The organism is Caballeronia sp. AZ7_KS35, from assembly GCF_023631045.1.
GTDB classification, from domain to species: Bacteria; Pseudomonadota; Gammaproteobacteria; order Burkholderiales; family Burkholderiaceae; genus Caballeronia; species Caballeronia zhejiangensis.
Map to the genome: position 1 here is coordinate 62,449 of NZ_JALQDV010000008.1, position 20,528 is coordinate 82,976.

A 20,528-nucleotide genomic window follows, 5' to 3' on the forward strand; every position below is an offset into this window, starting at 1 on the left:
ATGAAACGCGCCGCCTGCCTTCTGATCGCATGCGCGCTATCGATGCCGGCGCAGGCGCAGCCGGGCTTCGACGAAGTGCGCGCGAACTGGCGCAGCTCCGACTGGGTGCTGCTCTCGCGCGACGGCGAGCCGCTCGCGCGCACGCGCGTCGACAAGAGCGCGCGGCGCGGCGACTGGATCGCGTTGTCCGACGTGTCGCCCGCCTTGCGCGAAGCGATCGTCGTATCGGAGGACAGGCGTTTCTACGAGCACGCGGGCGTCGACTGGCGCGGCGCCGCGGCAGCCGCGTGGGGCAATTTGTGGAACACGCGTACGCGCGGTGCATCGACGGTGACGATGCAGCTCACCGGTCTCATCGACGATGACGGCAAGCGCGCCGGCCGCCGTTCGATCGGCGAAAAGGCCGGGCAGACAATCGGCGCGCTGTGGCTCGAACGCACCTGGCGCAAGGATCAGATTCTCGAGGCGTATCTGAATCTCGTGCCGTTTCGCGGCGAGATCGTCGGGTTGTCGGCGCTATCGCAGACGCTGTTCGGCAAGGCCCCTTCCGGTCTCGACGAACGCGAGTCGGCGCTCGCCGCCGCGCTGGTGCGCGCGCCGAACGCGCCCTTTGCGAAGGTCGCCGCGCGCGCGTGCGTGATTCTGCGCGACATGCAGACGCTGCACGGCGTCGCGCAGAGCGTCGATCCGTGCATCAATCTCGACAGCTACGTGCAGCTCACGTTGACCCGCACCGCGTCCGCGCCCGCCTTCGCTCAGGGCGACGACGCGCTCGCGCCGCATCTCGCGCGACGCATCGCGGGCGAAGTGCATCCGATGGCTGGCGCGCGCGTGCGCTCCACGCTCGACGCGCGCCTGCAACGCTTCGCCCGCGATACGCTCGCCCGCACGCTCGCCGAACTGAACGCGCGCGCGCATCCGCGCAATGTGCACGACGCGGCGGCCATCGTGATCGACAATCGTTCGGGCGACGTGCTCGCGTGGGTCGGCTCGGCGGGCGGCCTGTCGAACGCGCCGGAAGTCGACGCCGTGCTCTCGGCACGTCAGGCCGGCTCGACGCTCAAGCCCTTTCTGTATGCGCAGGCGATCGACGAAAAGCGCGTCACCGCCGCCACGCTGCTCGACGACGCGCCGCTCGATCTCGCGACCGGCGGCGGCCTCTACATTCCGCAAAACTACGATCACGACTTCAAGGGCTGGGTAAGCGTGCGAACCGCGCTCGGCTCGTCGCTCAACGTGCCGGCGGTGCGTACGCTCGTGATGGTCACGCCGCATCGCTTCGCGAAGACGCTCGTCGCGCTCGGGCTGCCTTTGTCGCAAGCTGGCGATTACTATGGCTTTTCCCTCGCGCTCGGCAGCGCGGACGTGACGCTGGCGACGCTCGCCAACGCGTATCGCACGTTCGCGAACGGCGGCGTCGCACAGCCCTTCTTCGATCTCGCGGACCATCGGCCGGCGCAGGCGGGCACGCGCGTCTTCAGCCCGGAAGCGAGCTTCATCGTCACCGACATCCTCGCGGACAACAACGCACGCACGCGCACGTTCGGCTTCGACAGCGTGCTCGCCACGCGCACCTTCAGCGCCGTGAAAACCGGCACCAGCAAGGACATGCGCGACAACTGGGCGATCGGTTTCACATCGCGCTACACCGTGGGCGTCTGGGTCGGCAATGCCGACGGCGCGCCGATGTGGGACGTTTCCGGCGTGACGGGCGCGGCGCCGGCGTGGAACGCGATCGTCAACTATCTGAACCGGCGATCGGATAGCCGCGCGCCGCAAGCGCCATCGGGCGTCGTGACGACGCGCGTCACGTATCAGAACGACATCGAACCGGCGCGCAGCGAGTGGTTCGTGCGCGGCACGCAGATGAGCGCCATCGGTCTCACGGCGAACGCGGCGCAGGCGGCACGCGGCGCGAACGCCGACGCGCGGGCCGCACGCATCGGCGCACCGACGGACGGCACGATCTTCGCGCTCGACCCTGACATTCCGCCGGCGCGTCAGCGCGTGTGGTTCACCCGCGTGGACGGCAGCGCGCGCCTCGCGTGGCGGCTCGACGGCAAACCCTACGGTCACGACGCCCGAGCGGCATGGCTGCCGTGGCCGGGCCGACATGTGCTCGAACTGGTCGATGCAAAAGGCGAAGTCGTCGATAAAGTCGGCTTCGAGGTCCGCGGCGCTTTCGCGAAGACGTCCGCGCGCACATCGAAGTGATGCGCGCACGCCCGCTAAAACAGCGACGTCATCCGTGCAGCGTTTTGCAACGTTAAAGATTGTGCGCGGGCGCGGTGCGCGCGGCGGGGTCGTGCACAATGCGGGCGCCATCGTTCGGGAGGGTTTTTTGCCCTATCCTTAACGGCATCTTCCCGATTGGCCCGAACTTATCGATTCATCCTTTCTCTCAAGCCTGGAGTGCCGTCATGCTGAAAAAGCTGCTGATGCTGTGCTTTGCGTTCGTGCTGTCGATGGGAGCGGCGTTCGCCGCGGTCGATGTCAATACCGCCGATCAAGCCGCGCTGGAATCGGTGAAGGGTCTGGGGCCGGTGAAGTCGAAGGCGATCATCGACGAGCGCACGAAGAACGGCCCCTTCAAGGACGCCGACGATCTCGCGACTCGCGTCAAGGGTCTCGGCGCCAAATCCGTGACGAATCTGGAACAGAATGGGCTGACGATCGGCGGCTCGTCGCTGCCGCCGACAGGCAAACCGTCGAAGCCCGCGACGCCGTCGACGCAAGGCGGCAGCGCCGCGCCGAACTCGACGGTCAAATCGTCGACCGCGGCCACCGGCGCGACCTCGCCCGCAGCCACGACGGCGCAGACGCCGGCCACGACGCCTGCCGCGCCAGCATCGGGAACGAAGGCGTCGAAAAAATCGAAAAAGGACAGCGCAGCGTCGGCAGCAGCGAGTGCGTCGAGCCCTTCCGCCGCGAGCGAAGCGAAGCCCGCAAAATCGAAACGCAGCAAGAAAGATAAGGCCGCCAGCGCCGCGGCTGCCAGTCAGTGATTCTTCGGGGAACCTTGTCGAAGGAAACTTGCCTTCGTATGACCATCGTCGAACGGCCGCTCGCGGCCGATGCCCGCGCCGCCGCGACCGGTTCCGAGCCGAATGCGGCGGCACAGGCGAATCCACCCCGCAACCTCTCGTAGTGAGACCGTCATGAGCCTACTCGATATCCTCGCCTCCACCCTCGGCAATTCGTCGCAACAACCGGGCGGCCAACCGGCTCAGTCCGGCCAGGCCGCGCTGATCGCAGCGGCGCTCGCTTTCGTCAACAGCCAGCCCGGCGGCCTCATGGGCCTGATCCAGCGCTTCCAGCAACACGGCGCGGGCGACGTGGTCCAGTCGTGGATCGGCACGGGCGAGAACAAGCCCATCAGCCCGGACACGCTCACGAACGTGCTCGGGCAGGACAACGTCGGCGCGCTCGCGCAGAAAGCAGGCGTCTCGGGCGACCAACTGTCCGGCATGCTCGCGGCGGTGCTGCCGCATATCGTCGATCGCGCAACGCCGAACGGTGAGGTGCCGCCCGAAGGCCAGCTCGATCTGACCGGCGTTCTGGGCTCGCTTGGCGGCCTCGCAGGTCTTTTCGGCAAGAGCGAAGAGCCCAAGCAAGGCTGAACGCGCTTTCACGCATTGAATCGAAAGCCCCGCCGGCGTTGAACCGAGCGGGGCTTTTGTGTTTCAGGCGGCTGCAAGCTTGCGTGTCATGTCCTCGATGATCGTGTAGCGGATCACACGCAGACACATCAGCTCGCCGCCGAGCGTCGCAGCGAGTCCCGGCCGCTCGGCGAGCAACGCCGCGTTTTTCTCTTCGACGCGCGCGTACAGATCGGCGGCCGCGCGCACGATCGAACCTGCGAGCGCATCCAGCAGCCGTTCGGCCGTCGTCCTGGCGATACCGAGCACTTCGCCCGCCCGCAGCATCAACGCGCGATCGAAGTCGTCGTAGTAGCGCGCGCCGAGGATGTCCCACGCGAACGATGCCCGCTTCGGCCATGCGTCCTTTTGATACGACGGCGTCGCGTATGCGGCTACGCTCAGCAGGTCGTAGAACGGCGCAAGCTGAATACCTTGGCGCGAGACGAGGAAACTCAGGTTTTTCAGATGCGCGTCCGAATTGCCCACCAGCACATTGAACACGAGCCACGAAAAGAGCCGCGTGCGTGCGGACGCCTGATTCCGGCAACGCGCGGCCAGTGTCGCGAGTTGCTCGACGCTGCCCTGCTCGTACTTGAACGTACGCGCGAGGTCGAGCAACTGGCAAGCGTCGATGCTATGCAGCCGGCGCCATTGTCCCGCCCGCGACTCGCGGTCGAAGCGATCCACGAGATACACGGGAGAAGGCACGTAGCGCCGATGCACGCCCGGAACGCCGAGGCGCAGCTTGTCGGCGAGCTTCATCACGAACCATTCGTTGATGACCGAGTGCGGATAGTCATCGGTGTCCTGATGATTCGGCTTGAGGATATGCGTCGACGGTGTGCGGCCTGCCGGCTCGAACAACGCGTCGTCGCGCAACACCACCGCCAGCTTGTGCTGCGCGCCGGCGAGCGACATGCGTTTGAGTGCGTCGTGCGTGAGCGGCAGGCGGGGCAACGCGTCGATCCGCGCCTGCAACGCTTCGTCGGGCAGCAAGCGCTCGGCGGGCGGTTGCTCGTCGCTTGCACCGGGTGGACGCAGCGTCACCGAACCCGCCGATTCGGCACCGTAGTGCGCGAGCAGCGCGAAGGCATCGGCTTCGTTGCGAATGGCCGCGTCGCGCGCGAGCAGCGTGCGTTGGCCTTCTTCCGGAAGGAGGTTGTCGAAGTACCACTGCACCGAGCGGCGCGTGCTGCCGTCGCACAACGCGTTCGGTTGCAGCGGCAGCGCCGGACTCAGCGGATAACCGTCCACGCTGTCGCGCCACGCCGGCAGATAGGAGAAAGACCAGATGTCGTCGTCGGCGTTGAGCACACCCACTTCGACGTCGTTGATGCTCGCGATCAGATTGCGGCGGCCTTCGAGCGTCGCGATGGTCTCAGGACTCATCCGCGTCCTCTCGTGCGCGACGACGTTTCTCGGCGCGCTCGACGCGGGCGTAACGCTTGACCGCCTCTCCCGCGAAAAGCTCGCCCGCTTCGTCCGGGATATCGACCGTCACGCGCACGCCCAAGCCTTCGAGCACTTGGAACAGCTTGCCCCAATGCACGCTCTCAGCGCCCTTCTCGACCTTGCCGAGAAAGCTCTCGCTGACGCCGATGCTGCCGGCCGCATCGTCCTGGCGAAGCCGTTGCGCTTTGCGCGCCGCACGCACTGCGACGCCGATTTCGCTCGCCGTTCGAATATCGATTTCCATGATTTGAATCCGTGCGATCGCAGGGATAAAACCGAATCATTGTATGAGATCACGATAATCCATGCAATCGAATGGATTTTCATTCATCGCACGTGCTCCGCGCGGGAATCCGTGCGATCGCACAGATTATAGAAACAAAAAAGGCAACGAATCGCTCCGTTGCCTTTTTCGCCCGACGGCCGCCGCGCTACCGCGACGACCGAACCGCCCTCAATGCACCACGCGATCGAACACGAACTGGCCTTCCCGCACATCGACGGGAATGACGTCCTTCGGCCCGAACCGGCCCGCGAGAATCAGCTTGGCGACCGGATTCTCGATCTCCTGCTGGATCGCGCGCTTCAGCGGACGCGCGCCGAACAGCGGGTCGTACCCGACCTTGCCGATCTGCGCGAGCGCCGCATCCGAGACGTCGAGGTCCATATCGAGCTTGGCGAGCCGCTCGTGCAGACGCGCCAACTGAATCTTCGCGATGGACTCGATGTTCGTGCGATCGAGCGCATGGAACACGACGACATCGTCGATACGGTTCAGGAATTCCGGCCGGAAGTGCAGCTTCACTTCTTCCCACACGGCGTCCTTCACCCTTTCCTGCGGCTCGCCGACCATGCCCTGAATGACCTGCGAGCCGAGGTTCGACGTCATCACGATCACCGTGTTCTTGAAGTCCACGGTGCGGCCTTGACCGTCCGTCATGCGCCCGTCGTCGAGCACTTGCAGCAGCACGTTGAACACGTCCGGATGCGCCTTCTCGATTTCATCGAGCAGAATCACGCTGTACGGCTTGCGGCGCACGGCCTCGGTCAAATAGCCGCCTTCCTCATAACCGACGTATCCCGGCGGCGCGCCGATCAGACGCGCGACGCTGTGCTTCTCCATGAACTCGCTCATGTCGATGCGGATCAGATGATCTTCCGAATCGAAGAGGAACGCCGCGAGCGCCTTGCACAGTTCCGTCTTGCCGACGCCCGTCGGCCCGAGGAACAGGAACGAGCCATACGGACGATTCGGATCCGACAGACCCGCACGCGAGCGGCGAATCGCGTCCGCGACCGCGCCGATCGCCTCGTCCTGGCCGATCACGCGCTCATGCAGCTTCGCTTCGATCTGCAGCAGCTTCTCGCGCTCGCCCTGCATCATCCGCGAAACGGGAATGCCGGTGGAACGCGACACGACTTCCGCGATTTCCTCGGCGCCGACCTGCGTGCGCAGAAGACGCGGACGCGTCGGGTTGTTCTGCTCCTGCGATTCGGCCTGCGTCACCTGCTTCAGACGCGCTTCGAGTTCCGGCAGCTTGCCGTATTGCAATTCGGCGACCTTCTCCAGCTTGCCTTCGCGCTGCAGACGCGTGATATCCGCGCGCACTTTCTCGATTTCTTCCTTCAGTTGCGCGCTGCCCTGCACCGCCGCTTTCTCGGCAGTCCAGATTTCCTCGAGATCGGAATACTCGCGATTGAGCCGGTCGATTTCCTCTTCGATGAGTTGCAGACGCTTCTGCGACGCCTCGTCCTTCTCCTTCTTCACGGCCTCGCGCTCGATTTTCAGCTGAATGAGACGACGATCCAGCTTGTCCATCTCTTCGGGCTTCGAATCGATTTCCATCTTGATGCGCGACGCGGCTTCGTCGATCAGATCGATGGCCTTGTCGGGCAAAAAGCGGTCCGTGATATAGCGATGCGACAACTCCGCCGCCGCGACGATAGCCGGATCGGTGATCTCGACGCCGTGATGCAGTTCGTACTTTTCCTGCAAGCCGCGCAGAATCGCGATGGTCGCCTCGACCGACGGTTCATCGACGAGCACTTTCTGGAAACGCCGCTCGAGCGCCGCGTCCTTTTCGATGTACTTGCGGTATTCGTCGAGCGTCGTCGCGCCGATGCAATGCAGCTCGCCGCGCGAGAGCGCCGGCTTGAGCATGTTGCCGGCGTCCATCGCGCCTTCGGCCTTGCCCGCGCCGACCATCGTGTGAATCTCGTCGATGAAGACGATGGTTTGCCCTTCGTCCTTCGCGATGTCGTGCAGCACGGCCTTCAGGCGCTCCTCGAACTCGCCGCGATACTTCGCGCCCGCGAGCAGCGCGGCCATGTCGAGCGAGAGCACGCGCTTGCCCTTGAGCGTTTCCGGCACTTCGCCATTGACGATGCGCTGCGCGAGTCCTTCGACGATCGCCGTCTTGCCGACGCCCGGCTCGCCGATCAGCACCGGATTGTTCTTCGTGCGGCGCTGGAGAATCTGGATCGAGCGGCGAATTTCATCGTCCCGGCCGATGACCGGATCGAGCTTGCCCGCACGGGCGCGTTCGGTCAGATCGACGGTGTATTTCTTGAGCGCCTCGCGCTGGCTTTCCGCGTCCTGGCTATTGACCTGCGCGCCGCCGCGCACGGCGTTGATCGCGGCTTCGAGCGCACGGCGCGTCAGGCCGTGCTGCTTCGCGAGACGGCCGGCTTCGCCACGGTCATCCGCGACGGCGATCAGGAACATCTCGCTCGCGATGTACGTGTCGTTGAGCTTCTGCGCTTCCTTGTCGGCGGCGTTGAGCAGGCCCGCGAGTTCGCGGCTGACTTGAACATTGCCGTCGGTGCCCTGGACTTGCGGCAGACGGTTGATCGCTTCGTTGAGCGCCGTTTGCAGCGCCTGAACCTGCACGCCCGCGTGCGACAGCAGCGAGCGCGCGGAGCCGTCCTGCTGCGCGATGAGCGCGGCAAGCAAATGCACCGGTTCGATGTACTGGTTGTCGCGCCCGACCGCGAGGCTCTGCGCGTCGGACAGCGCTTCCTGAAATTTGGTGGTGAGTTTGTCGATTCTCATTTTTTAAAAGCTCCGATTCTGAATACGACCAAAATGAGGCGCTTTTTGTCACTTTCAAGCATCGTTTGGGCCGGAAAGTGCTCTTTTTGCTCTTCGACAATGGCGGCAGCCAACCGCCCAGGCTCTGAATTGACCTACGGCGTCCGGGTTTCGTTCAACGCGTGCCGGCTGGAATCACGAAGGCGCGCGAAGCGCCCCGGGCGCACCCACCGCAATCGGCGCGATGCTGACGATGCCGAGCAGAGCCGCCAGATCGTTCGCGGGTTGAGCGAGCTCGCCGACCGTGTGCTTGTCGAGTTCGGCGAGAAAGGCGTCGCGCGCGGCTGCCAGCACGCCGCGCAACCGGCAGGCCGGCTGAATGACGCAGCGCGCGTGCGACGAGGCTTGCCGATCCGCCGGCTGATTCACGAGGCAGCCCACGAGCGCGAAATCGCTTTCGGTTCTGCGCACGATGTCGCCGATCGTGAGGTCGTTCGTCCGCGATGAAAGTCTCAGTCCGCCGTTGCGGCCGCGCACGGTCTCGACCCACCCGAGTTCGCCAAGCTGCTGGACGATTTTCATCAGATGGTTCTTCGAAATGCCATATGCATCCGAGATTTCCTGAATCGTCGAAAGGCCGGAAGGTCGAACCGAGAGATAGAGCAGGACGCGCAGCGAATAATCGGTGTAATCGGTGAGTCGCATGATCTCGCGCGGAGAAAGTGGATGCAAAAGCGCATCGGGATTTCGACGAAACGCGCGTATCGTCAAGGAGTCCGCGTCAAGACGAGGGACGATGACACGAGCGGACGTGGCTGACTTACCATCGGCGCACCGCTCGCCCGCGTCGTACCAAAATGCACGGAATCCGTACAAGCGTGCTTTTCGTACGGCTTGAGACGCGCGTCGACGAATCGGCCGCATGGATGCGCCATTTTGCGGCATCTTTACATTCTTCGCCGGAAAATATCTGATCCGCCTTCACTGTTTCAAAGATGACGAACACCGAACACCTTTCCGCCGATGCCCCTCGCGAACGCGCACCCAGCGAAGCCAATGTCCGCGCGCTGGTCGAAGCCTTCTATCGGCGCGTCGATGACGATGCGCTCCTCGGGCCGATCTTTTCGCGCGCGCTCGCCGGCCGCTGGGACGAGCATCTCGCCAAAATGACCACCTTCTGGTCGAGTCTCGTGCTCGGATCGAAGCAATATCGCGGCAACGTGCAGGAAGCGCATCGCCCGATCGACGATATCGAGCCGCAACACTTCGCGCGCTGGCTGTCGCTGTTTCTCAACACGGTCGAGTCGCGCTATGAGCCGGCTGCGGCCGTGCAGTTCATGGAACCCGCGCTGCGCATCGCGCAGAGCTTGCAGTTGAGCAAGTTCGGCTGGGACTACGAGATTCCCGTCGAGCAGCAGGAACTCCTCGCGGCGCTGAAGCGGCAGCGCACGGGCGGCGCGCCCGAGCCGCGCTTCCCCGAGCGTCCCGACGCCGCGCCGTTTCCCGCGAAGTTCATCGGCAAATCGGCCGACGAAAAATGACGCCGGTCAGGTCTGCCAGCGCGCGAGCGCCGTATCGTCGGACTCGCGCGCGTCGACCCAGCGTTCGCCCGCTTCGGTCTTCTCCTTCTTCCAGAACGGCGCCTGCGTCTTGAGATAGTCCATCACGAAGGCGCAGGATTCGAACGCCTCCGCGCGATGCATCGCCGTCGTCGCGACGAGCACGATCTGATCGAGCGGCTTGAGTTTGCCCACGCGATGCACGATCAGCACGTCCGAGCCGCGCCAGCGCTCGCGCGCCTGATCGGCGATCGTTTCGAGCGATTTTTCGGTCATGCCGGGGTAATGCTCGAGTTCCATCGTCTCGACGGCGCTGCCTTCGTTCAGATCGCGCACCGTGCCGACGAAACACGCGACCGCGCCCACTTTCGGATTGTCGGCGCGCAACGCGGCCACTTCCGCGCTGATGTCGAAATCGGCTTCCTGCACGCGGATTTTCGAACGCGTGTTCATCTCAGCCACCCGTCACAGGCGGAAAGAACGCCACTTCGCAACCCTCGGTGATGCGCTGTGACGGACTCGTCATCACGTGATTGCAGGCCATGCGCAATGCACGGCCTTCCGCGAGCGTCTCTTCCCACACGCCGCCGCGCATGCGCAGCCACGCGCGCACGTCGCCGACATTGACCACCGTGTCCGGCACGCTGACCGTCTCGTTCGCGACGCCCAGCGCCTCGCGCACGCTCGCAAAAAATCTCAAATCGATCTTCATTTCTCTACCGCGTCAGTTCTGAAAATGGGATGAAGCGCACGATCTCGCCCGCGCCGATCGCATGATTCGGCGGATTGTCGATGAGACCATCGCCCCAGACGGTCGATGTCAGCACGGCCGAGCTCTGATTCTCGAAGAGATCGAGGCCGCCCGACGCGTTCACGCGCGCGCGCAGGAATTCGTTGCGGCGATCGCCTTTTTTCTGGCTGAAGTCGGCGCGCATCGAATAGACGCGCGGCGCGACGTTCGTCACGCCCGCGAGCCGCAGCAGAAACGGCCGCACGAACAGCAGGAACGTGCAGAAACTCGAAACCGGATTGCCCGGCAAGCCGATGAAAAACGCCTCATCGCGAACCGCGCCGCCGCGCCGCACCGCGCCGAACGCGAGCGGCTTGCCCGGCTTCATCGCGATCTGCCACATCGAAATGCGTCCTTCGGCCTCGACCGCCGGCTTCACGTGATCTTCCTCGCCGACCGACACGCCGCCGCACGTCAGGATGAGATCGTGATCCGCCGCCGCGCGCCGCAAGGTTTCGCGCGTCGCGTCGAGCCGGTCCGGCACGATGCCGAGATCCGTCACCTCGCAGCCGAGCTTCGCGAGCAGCGCGCGCAGCGTGAAGCGGTTCGAGTTGTAGATCGCGCCGGGTTCGAGCGGCTCGCCCGGCATGCGCAGTTCGTCGCCGGTGAAGAAGATCGCGACGCGCACGCGCCGCACGACCTCGAGCTGCGCACATCCGACCGACGCCGCAAGCCCGAGCGCCTGCGGCGTCAGGCGCGTGCCCGCGGGCAGGATCACCGAGCCGCGCCGGATATCCGCGCCTTGTTGCGTGATCCACTCGCCCGCCGTGGGCGCCTGCCCGAACGCGACGCGCCCGTCGTCCGACGCTTGGGCCATTTCCTGCATGACGACGGCATCCGCGCCGGGCGGCACCGTCGCGCCGGTGAAGATGCGCGCGGCCGTACCCGCCGCGAGCGGCTCGGCCGCGTGCCCCGCCGGGATGCGCTGCGACACCCGCAACGTGACCGGCGCGCCTTCGCCCGCACCAGCGAGATCGGCGATGCGAACCGCGTAGCCATCCATCGCACTGGTGTGCATCGGCGGGACGTCGAGCGGCGAGGTCACGTCGGCGGCGAGCACGCGGTTCAGCGCATCGAGCGTGTCGACGCGCTCGCGGGCGTCGACCTGACGCGCGGCGTCGAGCAGACGGCCGAGCGCGTCGGCGGTGGCGAGCATCGGAGGACGGCTTGAAGCGGCTGGCGTGGATGACATGGCGTTCGGTTGGGACGCGCGCGGCGGCCTGATCGTGAAAGGGACATTGCAATTCCGGTCAACTATTGTAGCGAGAAGGCAGGCGTCGCACCTTCGCCCTCGGGCACGCCGGACATGCGCCGCGACCGATACCGCAATCCATTCGCGCGCCTCAAAGCCGCGGCGGTGCGGTGATACACTCGCAGCACACTTCCCACGTCCATTTCCATGAAATTCTGTTCCCTCTGCGGCCACGAGGTCGGTCTCGCCATTCCGCCCGGCGACAACCGCGAGCGCTTCGTCTGCAACAACTGCGGCACCGTTCACTATCAGAATCCGCGCAATGTCGTGGGCACCGTGCCGGTGTGGGACGACAAGGTGCTGCTGTGCCGTCGCGCGATCGAGCCGCGTTACGGCTACTGGACGCTGCCCGCGGGCTTCATGGAAATGCAGGAAACGACGAGCGAAGGCGCCGCGCGCGAGACGCTCGAGGAAGCGGGCGCGCGCGTGGAGATTCAGAGTCTCTTCACGCTGCTCAACGTGCCGCACGTGCATCAGGTGCATCTGTTCTATCTGGCGCGGCTGCTCGATATCGAAGTCGATCCCGGCGAGGAGAGTCTGGAAGTGAAGCTCTTCGAGGAAAGCGAGATTCCGTGGGACGAGATCGCCTTTCCGACGGTCGGACAGACGCTGCGATTCTTCTTCGCCGATCGCGCCGCCGGCAACTTCACGCTGCATACGGGCGACATCTTCCGCACGCTGCGCGACGGCTGATTCCGCCGCTGTCCGACGAATCTCACTGAACGCCGCCCTCCCGAGAACATGGTTCCCTGGCTCGCCGACGACGATCCCTTCCCGCCCGTCGAGCGCGCGCTCGGCGCGGCGAGCGGCGCGCCGGGCCTGCTCGCCGCGAGCGCCGATCTTCTGCCGTCGCGGCTCATCGATGCTTACGGGCGCGGCATCTTCCCGTGGTATTCCGACGGCCAGCCCGTGCTGTGGTGGAGTCCCGATCCGCGCATGGTGCTGTTTCCGGCCGAGTTCAAGGTGTCGGATTCGCTGCGCAAGACCTTGAAGCGCGTGGTGCGCGATCCGGTCTGGGAGATCCGCGTCGACGACGATTTTCCCGCCGTGATGCGCGCCTGCGCCGACACGCCACGCGACGGCCAGCGCGGAACGTGGATCACGTCGGATATCGTGGATGCCTACACGACCTTGCATCGCGCAGGCAACGCGCACAGCGTCGAGACGTGGTTCGACGGCGTGCGCGTGGGCGGACTCTACGGCGTGTCGTTCGGGCGCATGTTCTTCGGCGAGTCGATGTTCGCGCACAAGACCGACGCGTCGAAAATCGCGCTTGCGGCGCTCGTCGGACACTTGCGCCGCAATCAAATTGAGATGATAGACTGCCAGCAGAACACGTCGCATCTGGCGTCGCTGGGCGGCCGCGAGATCGCGCGCCGCGCGTTCGTCGCGCATCTGAGACGGGCGACGGCGGAACCGGCGATCGGCTGGCGCTTCGACAAATCCGTCCTTCTCGACGTGCTGGCACGCTAAACGCTACACGCGTGATGCCCGAGCGACACATGCAATGCAGCCGCCGCGCGCCTGAAGACGATCTCGCGCGCCGGCCGGCAACGACGAGACGACGCCTGCGAGAGCCGCCAACGTGACACATCCGAACGAGCTGCCGCTGTCACCGCTTTCCGCGCTGCAATTCTATGCAACAGCGCCCTACCCTTGCAGTTATCTGGAAGGGCGTGTTGCGCGCTCGCAGGTGGCCACGCCGAGCCATCTCATCAACTCCGACGTCTACACCGAACTCGTCAAGGCCGGCTTCCGGCGCTCGGGCGTCTTCACGTATCGACCGTATTGCGACGGCTGCCGCGCCTGCGTGCCGGTGCGCGTGCCGGTCGCGCGCTTCGTGCCGAACCGGGCGCAGCGGCGCGTCTGGAAGCTGCACGGCAATCTGATCGCGAGCGTCGCGCCGCTGCATTACGACGAAGAGCATTACGCGCTTTACATGCGCTATCAGTCGGCGCGTCACGCGGGCGGCGGCATGGACCGCGACAGCCGCGATCAGTACGAGCAGTTCCTGCTGCAAAGCCGGATCAATTCGCGGCTCGTCGAGTTTCGCGAACCCGCGCATCCGGGACATCCGGACGAGCCCGGCGAACTGCGCATGATCAGCATGATCGACATACTCGGCGACGGCTTGTCGTCCGTGTACACGTTCTTCGAACCCGATCTGCCGAAGACGAGCTACGGCACCTTCAACATCCTCTGGCAGATCGAGCAGGCGAAGAGTCTCGACTTGCCGCACGTCTACCTCGGCTACTGGATCCGCGAAAGCGAAAAAATGGCGTACAAGGCCAATTTCCGGCCGCTGGAAGGTCTGATCGACGGCCGCTGGACGCTGCTCGATCCCGCGAACACTCACTCCGCGGGCGCGCTGCCGATGCCCGGGCGCATCAACGGCCCGAGCCAGCCGAAATAGCCGCCGAAGTCCCTCCCGCGCGCCCGGACCGGCACGCCGTCCGAAACGGCTAAAATAGCGGTCTTAAAAAAATTCGCCGTCGCCGGCTTTCATTTCGTGTTCAGTTCCCTCTATCCGATCGCGCGTTCGCATCTCTTCAAGATGGATGCGGAAGACGCTCATCATCTGACGCTGCGCATGCTCGGCGCGGCTGGCCGCACCGGGCTCGCCGGCATGCTCGCCAAGCGCGGCCCCGATTCGCCCCGCACCGTCATGGGCATCACGTTCCGCAATCCGGTCGGACTCGCGGCGGGGCTCGACAAAGACGGCGCGTGCATCGACGGGCTCGCGGCGCTCGGCTTCGGCTTCATCGAAGTGGGCACCGTGACGCCGCGCGCGCAACCGGGCAATCCGCGCCCGCGCATCTTCCGGCTGCCCGAGGCGAACGCGCTCATCAACCGGATGGGCTTCAACAATCGCGGCGTCGATCAGTTCGTCGCGAACGTCAAGGCCGCGCATTATCGCGGCGTGCTGGGACTGAACATCGGCAAGAACGCCGATACGCCGATCGAACGCGCCGCCGAGGACTATCTGTATTGCCTCGAGCGCGTCTATCCGTTCGCGAGCTATGTGACGATCAACATTTCGTCGCCGAACACGAAGAATCTGCGGCAGCTCCAGGGCGCGGGCGAACTCGATTCGCTGCTCGGCGCGCTCAAGGAAAAGCAGGCGCGGCTGTCCGATCTGCATGGCAAGCTCGTGCCGCTCGCGCTGAAGATCGCACCCGATCTCGACGACGAGCAGATCAAGTCGATCGCGGGCACGTTGCTGGCTCACAAGATCGACGGCGTGATCGCGACCAACACCACGCTTTCCCGCACCGCCGTGACCGGCATGAAGCACGGCGACGAAGCGGGCGGCCTGTCCGGGCGTCCGGTCTTCGACGCGTCGAACGAGGTCATCCGCAAGCTGCGCGCGGAGGTCGGGACCGACGTGCCGATCATCGGCGTAGGCGGAATTTTCTCGGGCGACGACGCGCGCGCGAAGCTCGCGGCGGGCGCGTCGCTGGTGCAGATTTATACGGGGCTGATCTATCGCGGTCCCGCGCTCGTGAAAGAGTGCGTCGAAGCGCTCGCGTGACGCCCCGATCCGGCATATAGACATAAGCAAACGATATTACGCAGCGATTGCGTTTTCACTATGATCGCCGCATCGAAAAAAAGACGCTGTGCCCATCAAGAGGAAAACAACACGATGAAACTGTCCACGCTCAAGAAGCTCGTCGCCGCCAGCCTGATCGGCGCGGCATTCACGGCCGTCACGACCGCCGCCCACGCCGAAGATCTGCTCGATCAGGTCAAGCAGCGCGGCACGCTGCGCGTCGGTCTCGAAGGAACCTTCCCGCCGTTCAACTCGAAAGCGCCGAACGGTGAACTGGTCGGCTTCGACGTCGATATCGCCAAGGCCGTCGCGGCCAAGCTCGGCGTGAAGCCCGAGTTCGTCACGACCGAATGGAGCGGCATCATCGCGGGCCTGCAGGCGGGCAAGTTCGACGTGATCGTCAACCAGGTCGGTATCACCGATGCGCGCAAGCAGACGCTCGATTTCTCGCCCGCCTACACGTACTCGAACGCGCAACTGATCCAGCGCAGCGACGACAAGCGCGAGTTCAAGTCGCTCGAAGAACTGAAGGGCAAGAAGCTCGGCGTCGGCCTCGGCACGAACTATATGGACATGGCGAAGTCGGTGCCGGGCATCGACGTGAAGACGTATCCGGGCGCGCCCGAGTATCTGCGTGATCTCGCCGCCGGGCGTCTGGACGCCGCGCTCAACGACCGCCTGATGCTCGCGTACTTGCTGAAGAATTCGCAATTGCCGCTGCGCACCGGCGCGAATGTCGGCGCGGGCAATCCGTCCGGCATTCCGTTCAAGAAGGGCAATCCGAAGTTCGCCAAGGCGATCGACGACGCCATGACCCAGCTCGAAGCCGATGGCACGTTCTCGAAGATTTCGGACAAGTGGTTCGGCATCGACGTGACGAAGCCGGCGAAATAAGACGCGCCGTTTCGGGCGTCGCGAGGGCGGCATCGTAACGGTGCCGCCCTTCTCTTTTGCCGGCTCGGTTTAATATGTGCCGGTTTGTTTCACTTCAGCACCGTTTCAGTCAACGCGTCTCTTAAATGTCCACGACATCCCTGCTCGTTCAATCGGCGCCCGTGCTGGCGCAAGGCGCGCTGCTGACGATCAAGTTCGCGCTCTACTCGATGTTCTTCGGCCTCATCGCGGCCGTCGTACTGGCGTTGATGGGCATCAGCCAGAACCGCGCGCTCGTCGCGATCGGACGCTGCTATGTCAGCGTGATGCGCGGCACGCCGCTGCTCGTGCAGATCTTCGTCATCTACTACGGCCTGCCGAGCCTCGGCATCTCGCTCGAACCGACGCCCGCGGGCGTGATCGCGCTGTCGGCGAACGTGGCCGCGTATCTCTCGGAAAGCATGCGCGGCGCGATTCTCGGCATCCACGCCGGGCAGTGGCTCGCGTCCTATAGCCTCGGACTGTCGCGCGCGCAGACGCTGCGTTACGTGATCGGGCCGCAGGCACTGCGCATCGCGGTGCCGAGCCTGTCGAACAGTCTCATCAGTCTGATCAAGGACACATCGCTCGTGTCGGTCATCACGGTGACCGAACTGTTGCGCAGCGCGCAGGAAGTGATCGCGGCGACCTATCAGCCGTTGCCGCTTTATCTCGCGGCGGCGTTCGTCTACTGGATTCTTTGCAGCGTGCTCGAATTCGTGCAGCGGATTTTCGAGCGGCGTCTCGCGCTGCCGGGGCGGCACTGATCGAAAACAAGCCGCTGAAAAGCGGCTTTTTCGCATTAGTCGGTTTCGAACGGAAACCTGAGATTCAAATCGCGCCGCGCGGCGTCGATGATCGCGATCATCCGCATCGACGTTGCGTGCGGCATGACCGGGCTCTCGGTTTCGCCGGCGCGCAGCAGCTCGCAGAAATGCGCGGTTTCGTAGTTGAGGCCGCCGCCCGAGAACGGCTCGTCGAGTTCGGCCTTTCTTCCGTCCGTATAAGCGATCGTCGCGCGCGATGGATTCCACCAGTTCTCGTGGATCGTCACCGTGCCGAGCGTGCCGCCGATGAGCGCATCGCCGCGGCCTTGCAGATCGAGTCCGCAGAACAGTTGCGCGATGCCGCGTTCGTGGCGCACGTTCAGGCTCGCGAAGACGTCGACGCCGGTCGCGCCGAGCCGTCCGATGGTCTGCACGTCGAGCGCCTCGCCGAGCCAGTCGACCGCGAGAAACGCCTCGTAAATGCCGATATCGAGCAGCGCGCCGCCGCCCGCGTCCAGCGAGAACGACGGATGATCGAGCGGCACGTTCGCCATCGAGCAGCCGGCCCGAACGAGACCGATTTCACCGATCGGATCGCTTTGCACATGCTCGCGCAAGCGGCGATACAGCGGATAGAACGGCGGCTTCATCGCTTCCATGAACAACACGTTCGCCGCGCGCGCCGCGTCGATCATGCGTTGCAGCTCGCGCGCATTCACGGCTGCGGGCTTTTCGCACAGCACGGGCTTGCCCGCCGCGAACGCGCGCAACGCGTACGCCGGATGGCTGTCCTGCAAGGTCGCGATGTAGAGCGCATCGATGTTGGCGAGCAGCGCGTCGAAATCGGTGAATGCGCGGGCATCGAATGCATCGGCCAATGCGCGCGCCGGTTCTTCGCGGCGCGACCACACGCCCGCGAGCCGCGCGCCTTCGACGTGCCTGAGACTGTCGGCGAAGCGCCGCGCGATGCGTCCCGCGCCGACGATGCCCCAGCGGATCGTCTTTTCATCGATATTCGTATTGCTCAAGCCTGCCTCCGTGCGCCAGATTCGTCGTGCGACGCATTGTGCCTGATTGCGTCGCATGACGACTGCGCGCGGCGGGCTCAGACGGCAAAAAGCCGGGACATGTCCCGGCTCGATACATTCGATCGTCCGATGCGTTCGAGGACCCGCTACGCACCCGCGGACGCGTTCACGTTCGGCGACGCAGGCTGACTGTTCACGCGCTCCAGCGAGAACGCGCGGCCGACTTCTTCCGCGGCCAGGTCGACGAGCGCGCGCGTCGCGGCTTCGGCGGCGGCGGGATCTTTCGCCTCGATCGCCTCGACGACGCTCTTCTGCGCCGCGAGCGTCGCTTCGCGCACGGACTCGATGCCGTCGACGATCGGATTGACCGTCACCAGCGCGCCGCGCACGATCGCCGTCATCTGACGAAAGAACTGGTTGCCGCTCGCCGCGACGATGCGCGTATGCAGCACTTCGTCAGCCGCCTGATATTCCGGCTCGCCGACCTGCAGACGCGACAGCGTGTCGAATGCATCGCGAATCCCGGCGATTTCGTCGGGCGTCGCGCGGGCGGCGGCGAGCGCTGCGGCGCGCGGCTCGATCAGCATGCGGAATTCGATTACATCGCGTAAAAACGTCTGATCCGGCTTGGCGCGAAAACGCCAGCTCACCACGTCCTCGTCGATGAGACGCCAGTCGCTCATCGGACGAATGCGCGTGCCGGTTTTCGGCCGCACATCCAGCATGTGCCGCGCGAGCAGCATCGAGAGCGCCTCGCGCATGACGGTGCGGCTCACGTCGAACTCCTTCGAGAGGATGTCCTGCGGTGGCAGTATCGCGCCATATTTTTGCTCGACGATCCCTGAGACGAGTCCGTCCATGACCTTCGCCACCAGCGATCGCTCTTTGTTGTCATCCATCTCGCTTCTCCCCTTCTCGCCTGTTCCGTAGCCGTGTGTATGAGCGCATCGCTTTCGCTTCCCGGGCTGCGAAAGGCACGACGGGTTCCCGACAGGTCCATTCGTCGTGCTTGATACGTTGCGTCTTCGTTGCTTCGAATGCCAGTTGGGAATTTCCTGACAGGGTAATCCCTCTGGCTTCGACGTCACTGTTTCGTTTTTTACTTCTTACCGCTTCACGTGCATCTCTTGCGCTCGCGCCGCGCGCGCGCAGGCATTCATCAGGGAAACTGAAGAATGGCTGCGTCGCGTCGCGGCGTGTGCGTTCTTTCGCGGCCCGCTGTTGCCATCGGACCGATCATGCACCCATTTGAGCAAGCATCTCGTAGGCTTTCTGTGCGAACGCGAACGGAAGCCGGCTCGCTTTTGCCTTTTGTATGATCGGATGGTTTGGACGAAAGTACCGTGGCGCGGTGCAAGCGGGGCGATTTGTCAGCCCTATGCTTAAATCGCGCCATCTGTCGTTCGGGGTGTGCGCGCGTCGAGATCGATCTGCCGGCGCTTCAATGCTTCGCGCTCCGTAAGCGCTTGCTGATACACCGCGAGGTACTCGTCGCAGACTCTTTCGACGGAAAGCTGCTGCAGGCCGTGACGCGCGCGCGCCGCCAGTTGGCCACGCGCCTGCCGGTCGAGCAGAAGCCAGCGCAGTTTTGCCGCTGCCTGCCCGATGTCGCCGGCGGGCACGAGCAGACCCGCAGCGCCGTCGTCGAGCATTTCGGGGATACCGCCCACGCGCGTCGCGACGATCGCGCAGCCGGCCTCGCGCGCCTCCGCGATCACGAGCGGACTCGGGTCCTGGCGCGAGAGCAGCGCGAATACATCGGCGCTCGCGAAATACGGCCGCGTATCGGCGACGAAACCCGTGAAGTGCGCGTTCTCCGCGATGCCGAGCTCGGCTGCCAGCGCTTCCATCGATCCGCGATCGGGGCCTTCGCCGACGAGATACAGATGCGGCTCCGCCATGAATTCGCGCTCGCTCGCGGACTGCTCGCGCACCTGCGCGAACGCCTGCAGAAGATCCGCAATCCCTTTCCTGCGATACATCCCCGCCACGCAGACGATATTCGGATGCTTGAGCCGCACCGGCTTCGCGGGCGGCCGCGTGATGAGCCGCGGCGCGCCGACGGCGCCGTTGAGCACGGTCGACAACCGCGCCGGCCCGATGCCGCGCGCCTCCAGATCGAGCGCCAGCGCGCGGCTCACGGCCACCATGCGATCGCCCGCGCGCACCAGCGCCGCGCTTTTCTGCAGTTCGTGATGCACCGTGGTGACGAGCGCGAAGCGCCGCCGCATGCTGCCGAAACGCGAAATGAGCGCGCCGGTCATCATGTGCGCGTGCACGATGTCGGGATCGAAACGATCGATGAGGCGATTGAATCCCGCGATCATCGACGGCACGCGCCACGGTTGCCGCGACTGCTGCAGCGAAACATGCGTGATGCCGTGGCGACGCAAAAGCGGCTCGAAGCCGCCGCCCGACGATGCGACCACGACGTCCTGCCCCATGCGCGCCTGCATGCAGGCGAGATCGACCATCATGTTGACGGTGCCGTTGCCGATCGTCTGCGCGTGATTGGCGAGATGGACTATTCGCATGAGATAGGC

Annotated in this window: 20 protein-coding genes; 10 read left to right on the forward strand and 10 right to left on the reverse strand. The window is 64.8% G+C overall.

Annotated elements, in window-relative coordinates:
* The 3 genes from pbpC (at position 1) to NCT05_RS09690 (ending at position 3,620) form a co-directional block, all read left to right on the forward strand.
* Positions 1-2,214: a penicillin-binding protein 1C gene (pbpC, locus tag NCT05_RS09680; RefSeq protein WP_250502190.1), complete on the forward strand. Its 2,214-nt coding sequence runs from the start codon at positions 1-3 to the stop codon at positions 2,212-2,214.
* A 206-nt stretch (positions 2,215-2,420) separates the two neighbouring features.
* Positions 2,421-3,005: a ComEA family DNA-binding protein gene (locus NCT05_RS09685; protein WP_175982271.1), complete on the forward strand. Its 585-nt coding sequence runs from the start codon at positions 2,421-2,423 to the stop codon at positions 3,003-3,005.
* A gap of 153 nt (positions 3,006-3,158) precedes the next feature.
* Positions 3,159-3,620, forward strand: a complete 462-nt coding sequence (locus NCT05_RS09690) for a YidB family protein (RefSeq protein WP_008349311.1) — start codon at positions 3,159-3,161, stop codon at positions 3,618-3,620.
* Between the two features lie 63 nt (positions 3,621-3,683).
* On the opposite strand, the gene NCT05_RS09695 is transcribed toward NCT05_RS09690, so the two are convergent.
* The 4 genes from NCT05_RS09695 to NCT05_RS09710 form a co-directional block, all read right to left on the reverse strand.
* Positions 3,684-5,030, reverse strand: coding sequence for a HipA domain-containing protein (locus NCT05_RS09695; protein WP_051996632.1), 1,347 nt, complete (start codon positions 5,028-5,030; stop codon positions 3,684-3,686).
* Entirely contained in the window at positions 5,020-5,337 is a 318-nt protein-coding gene (locus NCT05_RS09700) for a helix-turn-helix domain-containing protein (protein WP_175982273.1), read from the reverse strand. The genes NCT05_RS09695 and NCT05_RS09700 overlap by 11 nt, the downstream gene beginning before the upstream one ends.
* A 210-nt stretch (positions 5,338-5,547) precedes the next feature.
* Entirely contained in the window at positions 5,548-8,145 is a 2,598-nt protein-coding gene (gene clpB, locus NCT05_RS09705; protein ID WP_008349306.1) for an ATP-dependent chaperone ClpB, read from the reverse strand.
* A gap of 174 nt (positions 8,146-8,319) precedes the next feature.
* Complete coding sequence (locus tag NCT05_RS09710) at positions 8,320-8,829, reverse strand: Rrf2 family transcriptional regulator (protein ID WP_250439840.1); 510 nt, start codon at positions 8,827-8,829, stop codon at positions 8,320-8,322.
* Between the two features lie 290 nt (positions 8,830-9,119).
* On the opposite strand from NCT05_RS09710, the gene NCT05_RS09715 reads away from it, so the two are divergent.
* On the forward strand, positions 9,120-9,665 hold the full coding sequence (locus NCT05_RS09715) for a group III truncated hemoglobin (RefSeq protein WP_250434840.1): 546 nt from the start codon (positions 9,120-9,122) through the stop codon (positions 9,663-9,665).
* 6 nt (positions 9,666-9,671) lie between these two features.
* Here the strand turns inward: NCT05_RS09715 and moaE are convergent, their stop codons facing one another.
* Genes moaE through NCT05_RS09730 form a run of 3 tightly spaced genes read right to left on the reverse strand, consistent with a single transcriptional unit; the run spans position 9,672 to position 11,629 of the window.
* A complete protein-coding gene (moaE, locus tag NCT05_RS09720; protein WP_008349299.1) occupies positions 9,672-10,136 on the reverse strand; it encodes a molybdopterin synthase catalytic subunit MoaE in 465 nt (154 codons plus the stop codon).
* A 1-nt stretch (position 10,137) separates the two neighbouring features.
* Complete coding sequence (moaD, locus tag NCT05_RS09725) at positions 10,138-10,395, reverse strand: molybdopterin converting factor subunit 1 (protein ID WP_034473180.1); 258 nt, start codon at positions 10,393-10,395, stop codon at positions 10,138-10,140.
* 4 nt (positions 10,396-10,399) lie between these two features.
* The gene (locus tag NCT05_RS09730; RefSeq protein ID WP_350030079.1) at positions 10,400-11,629 is read right to left on the reverse strand and encodes a molybdopterin molybdotransferase MoeA; all 1,230 of its coding nucleotides are present in this window, start codon (positions 11,627-11,629) and stop codon (positions 10,400-10,402) included.
* A gap of 243 nt (positions 11,630-11,872) precedes the next feature.
* On the opposite strand from NCT05_RS09730, the gene NCT05_RS09735 reads away from it, so the two are divergent.
* From NCT05_RS09735 to NCT05_RS09760, 6 genes are all read left to right on the forward strand, one after another.
* Positions 11,873-12,418, forward strand: a complete 546-nt coding sequence (locus tag NCT05_RS09735) for an NUDIX hydrolase (RefSeq protein WP_008349294.1) — start codon at positions 11,873-11,875, stop codon at positions 12,416-12,418.
* 48 nt (positions 12,419-12,466) lie between these two features.
* A complete protein-coding gene (gene aat / locus NCT05_RS09740; RefSeq protein ID WP_008349292.1) occupies positions 12,467-13,198 on the forward strand; it encodes a leucyl/phenylalanyl-tRNA--protein transferase in 732 nt (243 codons plus the stop codon).
* A 112-nt stretch (positions 13,199-13,310) separates the two neighbouring features.
* Positions 13,311-14,138 (forward strand): arginyltransferase, encoded by an 828-nt coding sequence (locus tag NCT05_RS09745; RefSeq protein WP_033536383.1) that lies wholly within the window; start codon positions 13,311-13,313, stop codon positions 14,136-14,138.
* 96 nt (positions 14,139-14,234) lie between these two features.
* Positions 14,235-15,257 carry a quinone-dependent dihydroorotate dehydrogenase gene (locus NCT05_RS09750; protein WP_008349289.1) on the forward strand — a complete coding sequence of 341 codons (1,023 nt, stop codon included), beginning with the start codon at positions 14,235-14,237 and terminating at the stop codon, positions 15,255-15,257.
* Between the two features lie 114 nt (positions 15,258-15,371).
* Positions 15,372-16,172: a cystine ABC transporter substrate-binding protein gene (locus NCT05_RS09755; RefSeq protein ID WP_008349288.1), complete on the forward strand. Its 801-nt coding sequence runs from the start codon at positions 15,372-15,374 to the stop codon at positions 16,170-16,172.
* 125 nt (positions 16,173-16,297) lie between these two features.
* Positions 16,298-16,957, forward strand: a complete 660-nt coding sequence (locus NCT05_RS09760; RefSeq protein ID WP_034473185.1) for an amino acid ABC transporter permease — start codon at positions 16,298-16,300, stop codon at positions 16,955-16,957.
* Positions 16,958-16,992: 35 nt separating this feature from the next.
* On the opposite strand, the gene NCT05_RS09765 is transcribed toward NCT05_RS09760, so the two are convergent.
* The 3 genes from NCT05_RS09765 to NCT05_RS09775 all read right to left on the reverse strand — a co-directional run bounded on the left by NCT05_RS09765 (position 16,993) and on the right by NCT05_RS09775 (position 20,519).
* Entirely contained in the window at positions 16,993-17,985 is a 993-nt protein-coding gene (locus NCT05_RS09765) for a Gfo/Idh/MocA family protein (RefSeq protein ID WP_250502192.1), read from the reverse strand.
* 146 nt (positions 17,986-18,131) lie between these two features.
* Positions 18,132-18,884, reverse strand: a complete 753-nt coding sequence (locus NCT05_RS09770; RefSeq protein WP_008349281.1) for a FadR/GntR family transcriptional regulator — start codon at positions 18,882-18,884, stop codon at positions 18,132-18,134.
* A 483-nt stretch (positions 18,885-19,367) separates the two neighbouring features.
* Positions 19,368-20,519, reverse strand: coding sequence for a glycosyltransferase family 4 protein (locus tag NCT05_RS09775; RefSeq protein ID WP_250502193.1), 1,152 nt, complete (start codon positions 20,517-20,519; stop codon positions 19,368-19,370).
* Between the last annotated feature and the right edge of the window lie 9 nt (positions 20,520-20,528).

Bases quoted from the DNA above. Each gene is read 5' to 3' on its own strand.
- pbpC (WP_250502190.1), top strand. From the start codon at position 1: ATGAAACGCGCCGCCTGCCTTCTGATCGCATGCGCGCTATCGATGCCG.
- NCT05_RS09685 (WP_175982271.1), top strand. From the start codon at position 2,421: ATGCTGAAAAAGCTGCTGATGCTGTGCTTTGCGTTCGTGCTGTCGATG.
- NCT05_RS09690 (WP_008349311.1), top strand. From the start codon at position 3,159: ATGAGCCTACTCGATATCCTCGCCTCCACCCTCGGCAATTCGTCGCAA.
- NCT05_RS09695 (WP_051996632.1), bottom strand. From the start codon at position 5,030: ATGAGTCCTGAGACCATCGCGACGCTCGAAGGCCGCCGCAATCTGATC.
- NCT05_RS09700 (WP_175982273.1), bottom strand. From the start codon at position 5,337: ATGGAAATCGATATTCGAACGGCGAGCGAAATCGGCGTCGCAGTGCGT.
- clpB (WP_008349306.1), bottom strand. From the start codon at position 8,145: ATGAGAATCGACAAACTCACCACCAAATTTCAGGAAGCGCTGTCCGAC.
- NCT05_RS09710 (WP_250439840.1), bottom strand. From the start codon at position 8,829: ATGCGACTCACCGATTACACCGATTATTCGCTGCGCGTCCTGCTCTAT.
- NCT05_RS09715 (WP_250434840.1), top strand. From the start codon at position 9,120: ATGACGAACACCGAACACCTTTCCGCCGATGCCCCTCGCGAACGCGCA.
- moaE (WP_008349299.1), bottom strand. From the start codon at position 10,136: ATGAACACGCGTTCGAAAATCCGCGTGCAGGAAGCCGATTTCGACATC.
- moaD (WP_034473180.1), bottom strand. From the start codon at position 10,395: ATGAAGATCGATTTGAGATTTTTTGCGAGCGTGCGCGAGGCGCTGGGC.
- NCT05_RS09730 (WP_350030079.1), bottom strand. From the start codon at position 11,629: ATGCTCGCCACCGCCGACGCGCTCGGCCGTCTGCTCGACGCCGCGCGT.
- NCT05_RS09735 (WP_008349294.1), top strand. From the start codon at position 11,873: ATGAAATTCTGTTCCCTCTGCGGCCACGAGGTCGGTCTCGCCATTCCG.
- aat (WP_008349292.1), top strand. From the start codon at position 12,467: ATGGTTCCCTGGCTCGCCGACGACGATCCCTTCCCGCCCGTCGAGCGC.
- NCT05_RS09755 (WP_008349288.1), top strand. From the start codon at position 15,372: ATGAAACTGTCCACGCTCAAGAAGCTCGTCGCCGCCAGCCTGATCGGC.
- NCT05_RS09760 (WP_034473185.1), top strand. From the start codon at position 16,298: ATGTCCACGACATCCCTGCTCGTTCAATCGGCGCCCGTGCTGGCGCAA.
- NCT05_RS09770 (WP_008349281.1), bottom strand. From the start codon at position 18,884: ATGGATGACAACAAAGAGCGATCGCTGGTGGCGAAGGTCATGGACGGA.
- NCT05_RS09775 (WP_250502193.1), bottom strand. From the start codon at position 20,519: ATGCGAATAGTCCATCTCGCCAATCACGCGCAGACGATCGGCAACGGC.